This window comes from uncultured Comamonas sp., assembly GCF_964277875.1.
Classification (GTDB): domain Bacteria; phylum Pseudomonadota; class Gammaproteobacteria; order Burkholderiales; family Burkholderiaceae_C; genus Comamonas; species Comamonas sediminis.
Map to the genome: position 1 here is coordinate 83,516 of NZ_CAXYJV010000020.1, position 16,170 is coordinate 99,685.

14 protein-coding genes are annotated in these 16,170 nt (G+C 65.7%); 9 read left to right on the top strand and 5 right to left on the bottom strand.

The window, feature by feature from the left end; all coding sequences use genetic code 11:
• Nucleotides 1-6: 6 nt before the first annotated feature.
• A complete protein-coding gene (locus ACHWUQ_RS07895) occupies nt 7-1,614 on the bottom strand; it encodes an alkaline phosphatase D family protein (protein WP_394680809.1) in 1,608 nt (535 codons plus the stop codon).
• A 313-nt stretch (nt 1,615-1,927) separates the two neighbouring features.
• On the opposite strand from ACHWUQ_RS07895, the gene ACHWUQ_RS07900 reads away from it, so the two are divergent.
• The 3 genes from ACHWUQ_RS07900 to ACHWUQ_RS07910 all read left to right on the top strand — a co-directional run bounded on the left by ACHWUQ_RS07900 (nt 1,928) and on the right by ACHWUQ_RS07910 (nt 5,916).
• Nucleotides 1,928-3,289 carry an aspartate aminotransferase family protein gene (locus ACHWUQ_RS07900; protein WP_394680810.1) on the top strand — a complete coding sequence of 454 codons (1,362 nt, stop codon included), beginning with the start codon at nt 1,928-1,930 and terminating at the stop codon, nt 3,287-3,289.
• Between the two features lie 81 nt (nt 3,290-3,370).
• Nucleotides 3,371-4,888: a CoA-acylating methylmalonate-semialdehyde dehydrogenase gene (locus ACHWUQ_RS07905; RefSeq protein ID WP_394680811.1), complete on the top strand. Its 1,518-nt coding sequence runs from the start codon at nt 3,371-3,373 to the stop codon at nt 4,886-4,888.
• Between the two features lie 89 nt (nt 4,889-4,977).
• The gene (locus ACHWUQ_RS07910) at nt 4,978-5,916 is read left to right on the top strand and encodes an IclR family transcriptional regulator (protein WP_312414681.1); all 939 of its coding nucleotides are present in this window, start codon (nt 4,978-4,980) and stop codon (nt 5,914-5,916) included.
• Between the two features lie 7 nt (nt 5,917-5,923).
• Here ACHWUQ_RS07910 and ACHWUQ_RS07915 read toward each other — a convergent pair whose 3' ends face one another.
• Complete coding sequence (locus tag ACHWUQ_RS07915) at nt 5,924-7,177, bottom strand: Zn-dependent hydrolase (RefSeq protein WP_394680812.1); 1,254 nt, start codon at nt 7,175-7,177, stop codon at nt 5,924-5,926.
• A gap of 162 nt (nt 7,178-7,339) precedes the next feature.
• Here ACHWUQ_RS07915 and ACHWUQ_RS07920 point away from each other — a divergent pair, with 162 nt between their 5' ends.
• The 6 genes from ACHWUQ_RS07920 to ACHWUQ_RS07945 all read left to right on the top strand — a co-directional run bounded on the left by ACHWUQ_RS07920 (nt 7,340) and on the right by ACHWUQ_RS07945 (nt 14,328).
• Nucleotides 7,340-9,010: an ABC transporter substrate-binding protein gene (locus ACHWUQ_RS07920; RefSeq protein WP_394680813.1), complete on the top strand. Its 1,671-nt coding sequence runs from the start codon at nt 7,340-7,342 to the stop codon at nt 9,008-9,010.
• Nucleotides 9,011-9,136: 126 nt separating this feature from the next.
• Nucleotides 9,137-10,087 carry an ABC transporter permease gene (locus ACHWUQ_RS07925; protein WP_239810011.1) on the top strand — a complete coding sequence of 317 codons (951 nt, stop codon included), beginning with the start codon at nt 9,137-9,139 and terminating at the stop codon, nt 10,085-10,087.
• A gap of 27 nt (nt 10,088-10,114) precedes the next feature.
• Nucleotides 10,115-11,017: an ABC transporter permease gene (locus ACHWUQ_RS07930; protein WP_394680814.1), complete on the top strand. Its 903-nt coding sequence runs from the start codon at nt 10,115-10,117 to the stop codon at nt 11,015-11,017.
• A 3-nt stretch (nt 11,018-11,020) separates the two neighbouring features.
• A complete protein-coding gene (locus ACHWUQ_RS07935) occupies nt 11,021-12,070 on the top strand; it encodes an oligopeptide/dipeptide ABC transporter ATP-binding protein (protein WP_312453351.1) in 1,050 nt (349 codons plus the stop codon).
• 15 nt (nt 12,071-12,085) lie between these two features.
• Nucleotides 12,086-13,102 carry an ABC transporter ATP-binding protein gene (locus ACHWUQ_RS07940; RefSeq protein ID WP_312526416.1) on the top strand — a complete coding sequence of 339 codons (1,017 nt, stop codon included), beginning with the start codon at nt 12,086-12,088 and terminating at the stop codon, nt 13,100-13,102.
• A 41-nt stretch (nt 13,103-13,143) separates the two neighbouring features.
• The gene (locus ACHWUQ_RS07945) at nt 13,144-14,328 is read left to right on the top strand and encodes an amidase (protein WP_394680815.1); all 1,185 of its coding nucleotides are present in this window, start codon (nt 13,144-13,146) and stop codon (nt 14,326-14,328) included.
• Nucleotides 14,329-14,344: 16 nt separating this feature from the next.
• Here the strand turns inward: ACHWUQ_RS07945 and ACHWUQ_RS07950 are convergent, their stop codons facing one another.
• From ACHWUQ_RS07950 to ACHWUQ_RS07960, 3 genes are all read right to left on the bottom strand, one after another.
• Nucleotides 14,345-14,878, bottom strand: a complete 534-nt coding sequence (locus ACHWUQ_RS07950) for an ureidoglycolate lyase (protein WP_394680816.1) — start codon at nt 14,876-14,878, stop codon at nt 14,345-14,347.
• A 73-nt stretch (nt 14,879-14,951) separates the two neighbouring features.
• On the bottom strand, nt 14,952-15,323 hold the full coding sequence (locus tag ACHWUQ_RS07955) for a hypothetical protein (protein WP_312526423.1): 372 nt from the start codon (nt 15,321-15,323) through the stop codon (nt 14,952-14,954).
• Nucleotides 15,324-15,403: 80 nt separating this feature from the next.
• Nucleotides 15,404-16,036 carry a hypothetical protein gene (locus ACHWUQ_RS07960; protein WP_394680817.1) on the bottom strand — a complete coding sequence of 211 codons (633 nt, stop codon included), beginning with the start codon at nt 16,034-16,036 and terminating at the stop codon, nt 15,404-15,406.
• Nucleotides 16,037-16,170 lie beyond the last annotated feature (134 nt).

Here is a 16,170-nt window from a genome sequence, read left to right on the forward strand (position 1 = left end):
CTTCGCTCAGGCCTGCTGCGGCTCCAGTGTCTTGGTGTAGAGCGCGGCGCCGTTCAGGTCCTTGAGGACCACGGTCAGCGCGCGGCTCTGGTGGTGGATGTCGAGCTGGCCAAAGAACTGGTAGCCCTCGCTGGGGGCGGAATTGGCCTTCGGCGGCGCCTTGTGGAAGACGACATCCAGACCAAAGGTCTGGTCCGCCTCGTTGGGCCCGAAGCCACCGGCATTGAGGGGGCCGGAGACGAATTCCCAGAACGGCGCAAAGTCCTTGAACTGCGCGCGCTCGGGGCTGTAATGGTGGGCGGCGGTGTAGTGCACATCGGCGGTGAGCCAGACGACGTTGCGGATGCCCGCATCCTTGATGCCCTTCAACAGCTGCGCCATCTCCAGCTCGCGCCCCTTGGGCACACCGTGCTCACCGTTGGCAATGGCTTCCCACTGGTCGCGGCCTTCGGCGTCCTTGCCGTCGGGCACGAACAGGCCGATCGGCATGTCGGCGGCAATCAGCTTCCAGGTGGCAGTGCTGGCCTTGAGGCCGGCCAGCAGCCAGTCGAGCTGGGGGCGGCCGAGGAAGTCGGTATCGGTGCTTTCCACCGCCTGCAGGTTGTGGCTGTTGGGGCCCCGGTAGCTGCGCATGTCCAGCACAAAGATATCGGCCAGCGGGCCCTGCGGCAGGTGGCGGTAGACGCGCTGCTGCTCGGCCGCGCCAAAGGGGCGCATCGGTGCGTATTCCATAAACGCGCGGCGGCCCCGGGCGGTGAGCAGCTGCACATTCTTTTCGGAATAGCGCTTGTCGTTGGACACGCTCTTGCTGTCCGAGTAGTTGTTGGTGACCTCGTGGTCGTCCCACTGCCAGATCTGCGCGACCTCGCTGCCCAGCGCGCGCACGTTCTGGTCCATCAGGTTGTAGCGGTAGCGGCCCCGGTACTCGTCGAGCGTTTCGGCCACCTTGGCAACCTGGGGTGTGAACAGGTTCTTCCAGGTGCTGCCATCGGGCAGCGCGATGGTCTCGGGGATGGGGCCGTCGGCGTAGATGGTGTCGCCGCTGTGCAGAAAGACATCGGGGTTGGTCTTGCGCATCTCGTCATAGATGCGCATGCCGCCGATGCCCTCGTTGATGCCGTAGCCCTGGCCGGCGGTGTCGCCGCTCCACACCAGGCGGAAAGGGCGGGTGGCTGGGCCCTGGCTGGCCAACGGGGTGCGGAAATGCCCCAGCACTGCCGGGCTGCGGGTGTTGCTGCTGGCCAGGTCATCGAGCACCACGCGGTAGAAGATGTCCTGCCCGGCGGGCAGGCCTTGCAGCTCGACACGGCCAGTGCCATCGGTATCGGGCAGCAGGTCGGGGCCGCGCACCAGCGTGCTTTGGGCAAAGTGGCTGGTGGTGGACCATTCCACCCGCATGCGCGCCTCGCGGCTGGCCCGGGCCCAGACGATGGCGCTGTGGGCCAGCACATCGCCGCTTTGCAGGCCCGACAGCAGCAGGGGCCGCGCCGCATCCTGCGTGATGGCCGCAGGCGCCGTTTGCGCGCGCAGGATGCCGGGCAGCAGACCGGTGCCGGCGATGGCGGTGGAAGAGAGCAGAAAGCGGCGGCGCGCAGAGGGATCGTGGGAGATCATGGCGGTGGTAGCAGTGGCAGAAAAACCGCCACGATAGCCGGGCTGTGTGACGCCGGGATGAAGCGTGAAACAGCGTGTAAACAGGCTCTGGGTCTGCATTCAGAGCTATCTATTCAGTAGCGTTTTTCAGACAGAGGGGCTCTGCATAGGGGGCGGGAGGAGCGGCGCGTCTTGCGCGGATGCGTCACCCGCTTTACTTGCAAATTTCAGCAAGTGAGCTTTGATATGTCAATATTTGAATAAGAAAAGAACCGGCCCACAATCGCCTATCAACACTGGAAAAATGGGACGCCGCCGTTCCAAGGAGAAAACCATGAGCTTTGTGCAGATCGACGACCAAAACGCAGGCACCACGCTGCGCACCGATGCAGCCTGGCTGGACGCGCACTGGATGCCCTTCACCGGCAACCGCAACTTCAAGGCGCAGCCCCGCATGATCGTCAGCGGCCAGGGCGCCTACTACACCGATGCCGATGGCCGCAAGATTTTTGACGGCCTCTCGGGCCTGTGGTGCTCGGGCATTGGCCATGGCCGCAAGGAAGTGGCCGAGGCGATTGGCAAGGCGGCGTTGCAGCTCGATTACGCACCGGCTTTCCAGTTTGGCCACCCTGCCTCGTTTGCGCTGGCCAACAAGATCAAGGAACACACGCCCGCAGGTCTGGACCATGTGTTCTTCACCGGCTCGGGCTCCGAAGCGGCCGACACCTCGCTGAAGATGGTGCGCGCCTACTGGCGCCTCAAGGGCCAGGCCGGCAAGACGGTGCTGGTGGGCCGCGAGAAGGGCTACCACGGCGTGAACTACGGCGGCATCTCGGTGGGCGGCATTGCCGGCAACCGCAAGATGTTTGGTCAGGGCATTGTGGCCGACCACCTGCCGCACACCCAGCCGCCAGCTGGCACCTTCCAGAAGGGCATGTCCGATGAAGGCGGCCGCGCGCTGGCCGACAAGCTGCTCGATGTGATCGCGCTGCACGACGCCAGCAACATCGCCGCAGTGATCGTCGAGCCGTTCTCGGGCTCGGCCGGTGTGGTGATCCCGCCCAAGGGCTACCTGGAACGCATCCGCGAGATCTGCACGCAACACGGCATTCTGCTGATTTTTGATGAGGTCATCACCGGCTTTGGCCGCTGCGGTGCCTGGACCGGTGTCGAAGCCTTTGGCGTGGTGCCCGACATCATGAACTTTGCCAAGCAGGTGACCAATGGCGCCCAGCCGCTCGGCGGCTGCGTGGTGACGAAAGAGATCTACGACACCTTCATGGCCGCAGGCGGCCCTGAGTACATGCTGGAGTTTGCCCATGGCTACACCTACTCGGCCCACCCCGTCGCTTGCGCGGCAGGCCTGGCGGTGATGGACATTCTGGAGAAGGAAGACATGCCCGGCCGCGTAAAGGCGCTGGCGCCTTACTTTGAAAACGCCGTGCACAGCCTCAAGGGCGCCAAGCATGTGGCCGACATCCGCAACTACGGTCTGGCCGCCGGCTTCACCATTGCCGCGCTACCTGGCGAGCCCGCCAAGCGCCCTTATGAGATTGCGATGAAGTGCTGGGATAAAGGCTTCTACGTGCGCTATGGTGGCGACACCATCCAGCTGGCGCCGCCCTTCATCAGCGAGAAGGCCGAGATCGACCGTCTGATCAACGCGCTGGGTGACGCGCTGGCTGAGACCAACTGACACCCGTAAGAGCTATGTGCTATCTGGCGCCACTACGTTGGCGCCGGTGCTGTTTTTGAATGGAACCCAAGAGAGACTGACATGAACCACGACAAGAATGTGACGGCCACCGTAGGCCATTTGATCGACGGCAAGATCGTGCACGATGGCGGCCGCACGCAGCCGGTGTTCAACCCGGCAACGGGCCAATCGACCGTAAGCGTGGAGCTGGCCAGCAAGGCCACGGTGGAGGCCGCGATTGCCTCTGGCGAAAAGGCCTTCCCCGCCTGGCGCAATACGCCGCCGCTCAAGCGCGCGCGCATCATGGGCCAGCTCAAGGTGCTGCTGGAGCAGAACGCCGACAAGATCGCCGCGATGATCACCGCCGAGCACGGCAAGGTGCTGCCCGATGCGCATGGCGAGCTGCAACGCGGTATCGAGAACGTCGAGTTCGCCAGCTACGCGCCGGAGCTGCTCAAGGGTGAGCACAGCCGCAATGTGGGCCCCAACATCGACAGCTGGAGCGAGTTCCAGGCATTGGGTGTGACGGCGGGCATCACGCCCTTCAACTTCCCCGCGATGGTGCCTTTGTGGATGTGGCCCATGGCCGTGGCCTGCGGCAATACCTTTGTGCTCAAGCCCTCCGAGCGCGACCCGACCAGCGCGCTCTTCATTGCCCAGCTGGCGCAAGAAGCGGGCCTGCCACCGGGCGTGCTCAACGTCGTCAACGGCGACAAGGAAGCGGTCGACACGCTGCTGCATGACCCACGCATCAAGGCCGTGAGCTTTGTCGGATCGACCCCGATTGCCGAGTACATCTACGGCGAAGGCTGCAAGAGCGGCAAGCGCGTGCAGGCGCTGGGCGGTGCCAAGAACCATGCGGTGGTGATGCCCGATGCCGACATCAGCAACGCGGTGACCGCGATGATGGGCGCCGCCTACGGCAGCTGCGGCGAGCGCTGCATGGCCGTGCCGCTGGTGGTGGCCGTGGGCGACGAGGTGGCTGACCAGATGATCGCCGGCCTGAGCGCCGAGATCGCCAAGATGAAGGTGGGCCCGGGCACCGACAACAGCAACGACATGGGCCCGCTGATCACCAAGCCGCATTTCGAGAAGGTCAAGGCCTATGTGGACAGCGGTGTGGAAGAGGGCGCCAAGCTGCTGATCGACGGCCGCAGCCTGCAGGTGGCCGGCCATGAGGACGGCTACTTCCTCGGCCCCTGCCTGTTCGACAACGTGCGCCCCGGCATGAAGATCTACCAGGAAGAGATCTTTGGCCCGGTGCTGGGCATTGTGCGGGTCAAGACCTTGCAGGAGGCGATGGACCTGATCAACGCGCACGAGTACGGCAACGGCACCTGCATCTTCACCCGCGATGGCGAAGCAGCGCGCTACTTCAGCGACCACATTCTGGTCGGTATGGTTGGCATCAATGTGCCACTGCCTGTGCCTGTGGCCTACCACTCGTTCGGCGGCTGGAAGCGCAGCCTGTTTGGTGACCTGCACGCCTACGGCCCCGATGCCGTGCGCTTCTACACCAAGCGCAAGACTATCACCCAGCGCTGGCCCAGCGCCGGTGTGCGTGATGGCGCGGTGTTCAGTTTCCCCAGCAGCCGCTAAGACCTTGCTGCAGCCGCCCCGCGATGGGCCCGGCTGCAAGTTGGTGCGTTTCTTGCGAAGGCCAAGGCATTGCCTCCCGCCCTTGCACCATGCGCACCAGCACCGCCCACCGCCGGTCTTCGGACACCGCAGCGTCAGCCGACGCTGCAGCCCCCCGCACATCCCCAGGCACGCCACCGGCACACCCACCGGTGGCGGCTTTGTCTGTGCCCGCAGCAGTATCCACGCCGGTGCCCGCGCCGGTGATTGCGTCTGAGCCTGCATCCGACAGCCTGTTCAACCTCTCGCTGGCCAAAGGTCTGCAGGTGCTGCGCGCCTTCAGTGCGGCGCACCGCAGCATGACCCTGGCCGAGATTGCGCAGGCCGCCGGCATGACCAAGGCCTCGGCGCAGCGCTCGGTGCACACCTTGCAGGCGCTGGGCTATATCGGCAAGCACCCGAGCACGCGGCGCTTTGTGCTGCTGCCACGTGTGGTGGAGCTGGGCTTCAACTACCTGGATGCGCATCCGATGATCAGCGCCGCCCACACCTACCTGGCGCAGCTGGCGCGGCAAAGCGGTGAGACGGCGACCTTGTCCGAGCCTGCGGGCACGCACATGGTCTACCTGGCCCAGGTGCTGACGACCCAGCACATCCCGGTGCTGACACCGGTGGGCACCCAGGTGCCGCTGTATGCCAGCAGCTGCGGCCGCGCCTACCTGAGCCAGCTGCCGGCCGCGCAGGCCCAGGCATTGCTGCAGCAGGCGCCGATGCCGCCACGCACCCGCGCCACGTTGACGACGGTGGATGCGGTCATGGCGCAACTGGCGCAGTGCCAGCAGACGGGCTATGCCACCAACTGCGAAGAGCTGTTCCTGGGCGACATGGGCATTGCCGCGCCGGTGTTCAATGCGCGCGGCGTGGTGGTGGGCGCCATCCACCTGGCGCCGCCCACCAGCCGCTGGAACATGGCCGATGCCCAGCAGGCGCTGGCCCCGCTGGTGATCGAATGCGCGCGGGCGGTGTCGCAGCTGTTGCCAGCAGATTAGGCGGCGCTCAGGCCACCCCAGCATGCGCCAGCATCGCATGCAGCAGCACATTGCAGCCAGCGGCCAGGTGCTCGGATTTGGCGTCCTCGATCTCGTTATGGCTGATGCCATCCTTGCAGGGCACAAAGATCATCGCGGTGGGCGCCACGCTGTGCACATAGACGGCATCGTGCCCGGCACCGCTGACGACCTCCATGTGCGCATAACCCAGGCTATCGGCCGCGCCGCGCACGCTGGCCACGCAGCCGGGGTGGAAGATGCAGGGCGCAAAGCGCACCACCTGCGTGATCTCCACCTGGCACTGGCACTGGTCGGCGAGGCGCGCAAACTCCGTGCGCATGGCGGCGTCCATCGCATCCAGCCCGGTCTGCGAGAGGTTGCGGAAGTCGACGCTGAACTTGACCTGGCCGGGGATCACATTGCGCGAGTTGGGCAGCACCTGCAGATGGCCGACGGTGCCGCGCCCGTGCGGCGCCTGGTCCAGCGCGATGCGGTTGACGGCATCGACCATGCGGGCAGCAGCCAGCATCGCATCATGGCGCAGGTTCATCGGCGTGGGGCCGGCATGGGCGTCCATGCCGGTGACGGTCACGTCATACCACTGCTGGCCCAGCGCGCCGCTGACGATGCCGATGGGCTTGTCATAGGCTTCGAGCACCGGGCCTTGCTCGATATGCGCTTCAAAGTAGGCGGCAAAGGCGCCACCGGGTACATCGCCACAGGCCACATCGCCCAGGTAGCCGATGCGGGCCAGCTCCTCGCCGACAGTAAGGCCTGCACCATCTTGTTGCGAGCGGATGTGGTCTGCACCAAAAATTCCCGCAAATGCACCAGAGCCCATCATCACCGGCGTGAAGCGCGTGCCTTCCTCGTTCATCCAGAAGGCCACTTCCAGCGGCGCAACGGTCTGGATGCCGTGGCTGTTGAGCGTGCGCACCACCTCCAGCCCGGCGAGCACACCGTAGTTGCCATCGAACTTGCCGCCGGTGGGCTGGGTGTCGATATGGCTGCCGGTGGCCACGGCGCGCGCCTGCGGGTCGGTGCCGGGGCGGCGGCCAAACACATTGCCCACTTCATCGACCCGCACCTGCAGGCCCGCATCGCGGAACCACTGCACCACCTGGTCGCGGCCGGCCTTGTCCTCGTCGGTCAAGGCGATGCGGCAGACGCCGCCTTTGGGCGTGGCCCCTATCTGGGCGAGGGCCATCAGCGATTGCCAGAGGCGGTTGTCATCAATGCGCAGGCGGTCTGTCTGGGTCATGCGGCTACTCCTGAAAGTGAGGCGAACAATGCGCAGAGCGTTCGCATAAAGCATGCCAAAAATATCGATGAATCAATCACTTGTATCGATAAACGATATGTGTGATGTGGCACGCAGCTTGCTTTGGACTTGTCATCCCCCACTCCTTGGAAAGGTCCTGTGATGCAAGCGTCTTCCGGTTTCTCCGTCTCCCGTCCCGCGCTCAAAAGCCTGGCTCTGGCTGTCACCCTGGCGCTGGGCGCAGGTGCTGCCCTGGCCCAGGAAAAGGTGCTGCGCATTGCGATGACTGCGGGCGATATCCCGCGCACCTCGGGCCAGCCGGACCAGGGTTTTGAAGGCAACCGTTTCACCGGCATTCCAATGTATGACGCGCTGACCCAGTGGGACCTGAGCAAGGCCGACAAGCCCAGCGAGCTGGTGCCGGGCCTGGCGCTCTCGTGGGAGGTGGATGCCAAGGACAAGACCAAGTGGCTGTTCAAGCTGCGCCCCGGGGTCAAGTTCCACGACGGCAGCGCCTTCAATGCCGATGCCGTGGTCTGGAACGTGAACAAGGTGCTGGACAAGGAGGCCGAGCAGTTTGACCCGGCCCAGGTGGGCGTGACCGCATCGCGCATGCCGACGCTCAAATCCGCCAGGAAGATCGATGACCTGACGGTGGAGCTGACCACCACCGAGCCCGATTCCTTCTTGCCGATCAACCTGAGCAATCTGTTCATGGCCTCGCCCGCGCACTGGGCCAAGAAGCTGGCTGCAGTGCCGGCCTCCGTCAGCGGCAAGGCCGAGCGCAGCAAGGCCGCGTGGACGGCGTTTGCCGCCGACCCCTCGGGCACCGGCCCCTTCAAGGGCGCGCGCCTGGTGCCGCGTGAGCGCTTCGAGATGGTCAAGAACGCCAGCTACTGGGACCCCAAGCGCACGCCGACCATCGACAAGGTGGTGCTGCTGCCGCTGCCCGAGGCCAACTCGCGCACCGCCGCGCTGATGAGCGGCCAGGTGGACTGGATCGAGGCGCCGGCGCCCGATGCGCTCGATGCGATCAAGGCACGCGGCTTCAAGGTCTATTCCAACCTGCAGCCCCACATCTGGCCATGGCAGTTCTCGTTTGTCGAGGGCTCGCCCTGGCTGGACAAGCGCGTGCGCCATGCCGCCAACCTGTGCGTGGACCGCGCCAGCATGAAGCAGCTGTTGAACGGCCAGATGGAGCCGGCCACCGGCATCTTTGAGCCCGGCCACCCCTGGCGCGGCAGCCCGAGCTTCCAGATCAAGTACGACATGAAGGCCGCCCAGGCGCTGATGACCCAGGCCGGCTACAGCGCCAGCAAGCCTATCAAGGTGAAGATCCAGACCTCCGCGTCGGGCTCGGGCCAGATGCAGCCGCTGCCGATGAACGAGTTCATCCAGCAGAACCTCAAGGAATGCTTCTTTGATGTGGAGTTCGATGTGGTGGAGTGGAACACGCTGTTCTCCGGCTGGCGCCTGGGCGCGAAGGACCCGGGTGCCAACAAGGCCAGCGCCACCAATGTGACGGCCGCCACCATGGACCCCTTCTTTGCGATGGTGCGCTTTGTCAGCACCAAGTCCTTCCCGCCGCTGTCCAACAACTGGGGCTTCTACAGCAACAAGCAGGTCGATGCGGTGGTGGACAAGGCCCGCACCACCTTTGATGCCAAGGAGCGCGACAAGGCCCTGGCCGAGCTGCACACCCTGGTGGTCGATGAGTCGCCGTTCCTCTTTGTGGCCCACGACGTAGGCCCGCGCGCGATGTCGGCCAAGGTCGGCAACGTGGTGCAGCCGCAAAGCTGGTTCATCGATATCGCGACGATGACGATGAAGTAAGCCGGGCGGCCCCGGGCATGCAGACCGGTGCAGAGACACCGCTGCATGCCGGGTGCAGGCCGATGGCCCAGCCCGCCAGTGCGGCCCCGCATGGTCCGCCTCTCCCCCACGAACCTTTGAACCGCCATGCTTGCCTATCTGATCAGACGCATTGTCTACACCCTGCCCATCATGCTGGGCGTGGCCCTGCTGTGCTTTGCCCTGGTGCATATCGCGCCGGGTGACCCCCTGGTGTCGGTCTTGCCTGCCGATGCATCGGCCGAGCTGCAGGCCCAGATGCGCGAGCTCTATGGCTTCAACCGGCCGCTGCCCGAGCAGTTTCTGCGCTGGGTCTGGCGCGCGCTGCAGGGCGATCTGGGCCAGTCGATTGCCACCAGCCGGCCGGTGACAACCGAGGTGATGGCGGCCGTGGTCAACACCCTGCGCCTGGCCGTCGTGGCGACCTTGATCGGCTTTGTGCTGGGCAGCCTGTTTGGCTTTGTGGCGGGGTACTTCCGCAACTCCTGGGTGGACCGCAGCTGCTCGATGCTGTCGATGCTGGGCGTCAGCGTGCCGCACTACTGGCTGGGCATGGTGATGGTGATCGTCTTCTCGTCGCAGCTGATGTGGCTGCCCGCCACCGGCGCGGGGCCAGGCGGCTCGGGTGACTGGGCCTGGGACTGGGCGCATGTGCAGTTCATGATCCTGCCGGCCATCACGATGTCGGTGATTCCGATGGGCATCATTGCGCGCACGGTGCGGGCGCTGGTGGCCGAGCTGCTGGACCAGGAGTTCATCCTGGGCCTCAAGGCCAAGGGCCTGGGCCATCTGGGCATCTTCCGCCATGTGCTGAAGAACGCAGCGCCCACGGCGCTGGCGGTGATGGGCCTGCAGCTGGGCTACCTGCTGGGCGGCTCCATCCTGATCGAGACCGTGTTCTCCTGGCCGGGCACCGGCTTTCTGCTCAACCAGGCCATCTTCCAGCGCGATCTGCCGCTGCTGCAGGGCTCCATCCTGGTGCTGGCCGTTTTCTTTGTGCTGCTCAACCTCATCATCGATGTGGTGCAGACCCTGCTCGATCCCCGCATTGCCCGCTGAGCGCAGACCCCCGGAGGTTCCGTCCCCATGACCAGTCTTACCCTTCCCGATGCAGCAGCGGCCCAGGTGCATCCGCTGCCGGCCCAGCGTTCACGCGGCTATTGGTCCTCGGTGCTGCAGCGCCTGCTGCGCGACCCGGTGGCCATGGGCGCTGCCGCCGTCATCCTGCTGCTGATTGCGGTGGCCGCGCTGGCGCCGTGGATCACGCCGTCCGATCCCTATCTGGCCTCGATGCTCAAGCGGCTCAAGCCCATTGGCACGGCCGGCCTGCCGCTGGGCAGCGATGAGCTGGGCCGCGACATGCTGTCGCGCCTGATGATGGGCGCGCGCCTGTCGCTGTTCATGGGCATCACTCCGGTGCTGATGGCCTTTGTGATCGGCACGGGCATCGGCATTGTGGCCGGCTACGCCGGTGGCCGCACCAACACGGTGATCATGCGCACCATCGATGTGTTCTACGCCTTCCCCTCGGTGCTGCTGGCCATTGCGCTGTCGGGCGCGCTGGGCGCGGGCATCTTCAACTCGCTGGTGTCGCTGACGATTGTCTTCATCCCGCAGATCGCCCGCGTGGCCGAGAGCGTGACGGCCCAGGCCCGCAACCGCGACTATGTGGAGGCGGCGCGGGCCACCGGGGCCAGCGCCTTCACCATCGTGCGGGTGCATGTGCTGGGCAATGTGCTGGGCCCCATCTTTGTCTATGCCACCAGCCTGATTGCGGTGTCGATGATCCTGGCCTCGGGCCTGTCGTTTCTGGGCCTGGGCGTGAAGCCGCCCGAGCCCGAATGGGGCCTGATGCTCAACACCTTGCGCACGGCGATCTACACCCAGCCCTGGGTGGCGGCCTTGCCGGGGCTGATGATCTTCATCACCTCCATCTCCTTCAATCTGCTCTCCGATGGCCTGCGCACGGCCATGGACAACAAGGGTTAAGCCATGCTCCAGCATTCTTCTTTGGCCCCTGCCGCTGCCCTGGCCGCCGATGTGGGCGGCCCGGCCCAGCCGCTGCTGACGGTGCGCGGCCTGACCAAGCATTTCCCGCTCAAGAACGGCAAGCTGGTGCGCGCGGTCGATGGCGTGGATTTCGAGGTGCTCAAGGGCGAGACCCTGGGCGTGGTGGGCGAGTCCGGTTGCGGCAAATCGACCACCGCGCGGCTGCTGATGCACCTGATGGACCCGACCGCTGGCGAGCTGGTGTTCGATGGCCGCACGGTGGGCTCGCGTGACCTGAGCCTCAAGGAGTTTCGCCGCCAGGTGCAGATGGTGTTCCAGGACAGCTATGCCTCGCTCAACCCGCGCCTGACGATCGAGGACTCGATCGCCTTTGGCCCGCAGGTGCATGGCGTCTCGCGCAAGGAGTCGGTCGCCCGCGCCCACCACCTGATGGACCGGGTCGGCCTGGCGCCGGCCCGCTTTGCCGAGCGCTACCCGCATGAGCTCTCGGGCGGCCAGCGCCAGCGCATCAACATTGCGCGCGCGCTGGCGTTGCAGCCGCGCATGGTGATCCTGGACGAGGCGGTCTCGGCGCTCGACAAATCGGTGGAGGCCCAGGTGCTGAACCTGCTGGCCGACCTGAAACGCGAGTTCGGCCTGACCTATGTGTTCATCAGCCATGACCTGGGCGTGGTGCACTACATCAGCGACCGGGTGATGGTGATGTACCTGGGCCAGGTGGCCGAGATCGGCCCCTCGGATGCGCTGTTTGCCGCGCCGGCCCACCCCTATACCAAGGCCTTGCTGTCGTCGGTGCCGTCGATGGACCCGAGCCACCGCACCTTGGTGGCACCGCTGGCCGGTGACCCGCCCAACCCCATCAACCCGCCCACCGGTTGCCGCTTTCACCCGCGCTGCCCGCAGGCCGCGCCGGTCTGCGCCCAGGCCGTGCCGGCCGTCACCCCGGTGCAGCTGCACCATGCCGCGCGCTGCCTGGTGCACGAGCCCGGCAGCGGCCACCCCCTGGCCGCCGCTGCTGCGCTGGCCGCCTGAACCCGGAGCACCACGATGAACACAGCCTCTCCTCCACTGGTCCGGATCCAGGACCTGAATGTGCAGTTTGCCAGCGGCAAGAAAGTGGTTCAGGCCGTCAGCGGCGTGAGCCTGTCCGTCGCCAAGGGCGAAGCGGTTGCGCTGATTGGCGAATCCGGCTCTGGCAAGAGCGTGACCCTGCGCAGCCTGCTGCGCCTGCACCCCGAGCGCAAGACCACGATGAAGGGCCAGATCCAGGTCGCAGGCCAGGATGTGCTGGCGCTGCGCGGCGGCGCGCTCAACGACTTTCGCGGCAAGACCTGCGCGATGATTTTTCAGGACCCGTTGCTGGCGCTGGACCCGGTCTACCCGGTGGGCGCGCAGATTGTCGAAGCCATACGCCGGCACGAGCGCGTGAGCCAGAGCGAGGCGCAGCAGCGTGCGCTGGCGCTGTTTGAGCGGGTGCGCATTCCCAGCCCCGAGCAGCGCCTCAAGGCCTACCCGCATGAGATGTCGGGCGGCATGCGCCAGCGGGCGATGATTGCGCTGGCGCTGGCCTGCAACCCCCAGGTGCTGCTGGCTGACGAGCCCACCACCGCGCTGGATGCGACGGTGCAGATCCAGATCCTGTTGCTGCTGCGCGAGCTGCAGCGTGAGCTGGGCCTGGGCATTGTGTTTGTGACCCATGACATTGGCGCAGCGGTGGAAGTGGCCGACCGCATTGCGGTGATGTATGCCGGCCGGATTGTCGAAGAAGGCACGGCCGAACAGCTGATCCGCAGCCCGCGCCACCCCTACACCATGGCCTTGCTGCAAAGCCGTTCGCACGGCGCGATGGAGCGCGGCCAACCGCTGCAGACCATTGCCGGCGCGCCGCCCGATCTGACCGCCATCCCGCCGGGCTGCGCTTTTGCGCCGCGCTGCAAGCTGGCCACAGCCGCGTGCCTGCAAGCGGTGCCGGCACCGGTCACGCTGGCGCCTGGCCATATGGCGCGCTGCGTGCACACTGCAACGGCGGCGGCCTATGCGCCCAACGTGCTGGCCGCCGCGTAGGCCGCTGCATTTCCATCTTTTTGCCCAGGACTGACTCCACCATGCCCTTGCACGACCCTGCCCATGCCTTTGTTCCCTACCCCGATGTGCCCGTGCGCCATGCGGGCACCGGCCCGCTCAGCGGCCTGTACTTTGGGGTGAAGGACTTGTTCGACATTGCCGGTTACCCGACCGGTGGCGGCAACCCGCTGCTGCTGGCCCTGTCGGGCATCAAGACGCAGACGGCGCCCACGGTGCAGAAGCTGCTCGATGCAGGCGCGGCGCTGGCGGGCAAGACAGTGACCGACGAGCTGGCGTTCTCGATGAACGGCAACAATGCCCACTTTGGCGCGCCGATCAACGGCAACGCGCCCGAGCGCATCACCGGGGGTTCGTCGTCGGGCTCGGCGTCCGCAGTGTCCAACAGGCTCTGCGATTTTGCGCTGGGCACGGACACGGGCGGCTCGGTGCGCGCGCCTGCCAGCCACTGCGGCCTGTATGGCATACGGCCCACGCATGGCCGGGTGAGCCTGGAATCGGCACTGGCGCTGTGCCACAGCCTGGACACCTGCGGCTGGTTTGCGCGCGATGCCCTGACCTTTGCCCGCGTGGCCGATGTGCTGATGGCGCCCGACACCACGCCGCTGCCTGCGCGCCCGCGTTTGCTGATGCCCAGCGACGTCTGGGGTCTGGTGGACAGCGCGGTGCGCCCGGCCTGGGATGGCGCGCTGCAGCAGATCACGCAGCTGCTGGGCCGCGCGCAGGACTGCACGGCGGTGCTCGACTCTTTTGATGCGATGTACTGGAGCTTTCGCTACATCCAGGGCCGTGAGGCCTGGATGACCGATGGCGCCTTCATCAGCCGCTATGCGCCCGTGCTGGGCCCGGGTGTGAAGGAGCGCTTTGACTGGTCGCGCCAAGTGACCGATGCGCAGGTGCAGCAGGCCGAGCAGTTCCGCATGCGTTTCCGCCAGCATCTGGCCGATGTGCTGGGCAGCGATGGCGTGCTGGTGATGCCGACCATGCCCGATATTGCGCCGCTGCGCACGGCCGACGAGGCATCGCTGGAGGTCTACCGCAACCAGGCGGTGCAGATGCTGTGCCTGGCCGGGTTGTCCGGCTTTCCGCAAATTTCACTGCCACTGGCCAGCCGCGGCGGCGCGCCGCTGGGTATCTCGCTGCTCGGCCCGGCAGGCACGGACCGCAGCTTGATCGCCATTGCGCAGCAGCTCGCGGCGGCTGCCTGAGCTTTAGAACAGGTTCTTAGGCCAGGTCAGCCGGCAGAAGGACCTGCAGCGGCTCGCTGATCGCTTCGCAGCGGCAGTCCAGCGCATCGGCGCGCCGCTCGATGACGGCAAAATCACCGCCCTCGACGGCCAGCAGAGCATGGTGCCAGGTGCCGGGTGCCAGCACGATGCCCTGGCGGCCATCGGTCACAAAGGCCTGCAGATCCGCAGCCTTGGGGGCCGGGCCGGCAGCGGCCACGACCACGACAAAGCGCTGCGTGCCCAGCGGCACAAAGCTCTGGCTGCCCAGCGCATGGCATTCGACCTCGGTCACCATGAGCGGAAACTGCCGCGCCTGCGCACGGAACAGCGCCAGCATGGGCCAGCCGCCTTGCGCCGTCAGCTGCAGATCGGGCAGCAGGTCATAGCGCAGCGCGTTGCCCTGGTTGATGGGCTGGCTGGGCAGGCTCGGGTCGGCCAGGCCGATAACGGTGCCAAAGGCCGAGAAATTGTGCGCCGTCAGAGGCCGGGCCTCCAGGATCAGCGCGGGCATGTGGGGGACTGAGGTCATGAACTGCTAGCTAGCAAGGATGGTGCCTATGAGCCAAGGTGGCGGCCGTCCCCCATGAACCGCTTCTTGCGCCTTATGGCTTGCCATCCCCTTCGTGCTGCGCGCCCTTGCTGTCGGTGATGACGGCGCCCATGCCGGCAGAGGGGTTCACACTGCCGCCTTCAGCCGTCGTGCCGCCGTTGGAGGTCTTGGGGTCGTCGGCCGAGGCCAGCGGCACAGCCGGGGGCAGTGGGTCGTGTTTGTCGGCCTTGGCATGGGGCAGCACCGAGTGCGTATCCACAATGGGCGCGTTGAACAGCGGCTTGTCGGGCAGAGGCTGGCGCGATGCCGCGACGGTGCCGGAGATGGGCTTCATCGGTCCGGGACGTTCGTCGCAGGCGCTGAGCAGGCTGGCGGTGGCAACAACGGCTGCCAGGGCGGCAAGGCGGGTTGGAATGGCTGGCATGGGCTTTCCCTGGGTTGGTGGTGTCAATCCGCTGATTGTCGCCGCTGGCGCTGCGCCCAGGTGTCAGCCAATGGCGGACATCAGCGCTCGCCCAGCAGCGCCAGATAGGCATTGCGCGTCTCGGGCGACACGCTCTGGATGACCTGCTCGTAGGTGGTCTGGTTGCGCAGCTGCATGCGCGCCGATGCGACGGCCTTGGATTTGCAGTACCAGTGGCAGGTGTGCTGCATCAGGTACATCTCGGCCAACAGCGTAAAAGCGCGGTCCTTGGGGCTGCGGCCGGCCGTGTTGGCGACCACGCGGGCGATGCCGTCGGCATGCAGGCGGATGGCGGTGCGCAGGTCAAAGGAATGGCGGTTGCCCTGCCATTTTTCCAGCAGGTGCGAGAACGGAAAGTAGAAAGCCTGGGTGCTGATCTTGAAGCTGGCGCCGTTGGCGGGCTCGGGCGCCTTGGCCAGCGTGTCGGCAAAGCTGCTGAACTGGCTGGCCAGGCTGTTTTCTACCGACGCCTGCAGCTCCCAGATTTGCTGCTGGCGGTTGCTGTCTTTCTCATCGAGCGCACGCATATAGCTGCTGACGAGGCGTTCCATCAGCTTTTCAATGTCGTAATTACGCAAATATTGGGCCAACAAGGCGATGCGCTGCTTTTGGGCCTTGGCACGCAGCACAAAGCTCACGCCCAAGATGAGAATGACCAGAAGCATTAAATCCATGACAAATGAGCCCTTGCGGAGCCTATATAGCGCAAACGTGAGCCATTGTAGACCTTCGCTTCTGGCAGCAGTGGAACCGTTTGCGCTATCTATGCATAAGGTGGAAAAAGCTATAAATCTTTTTCATAGTTCTA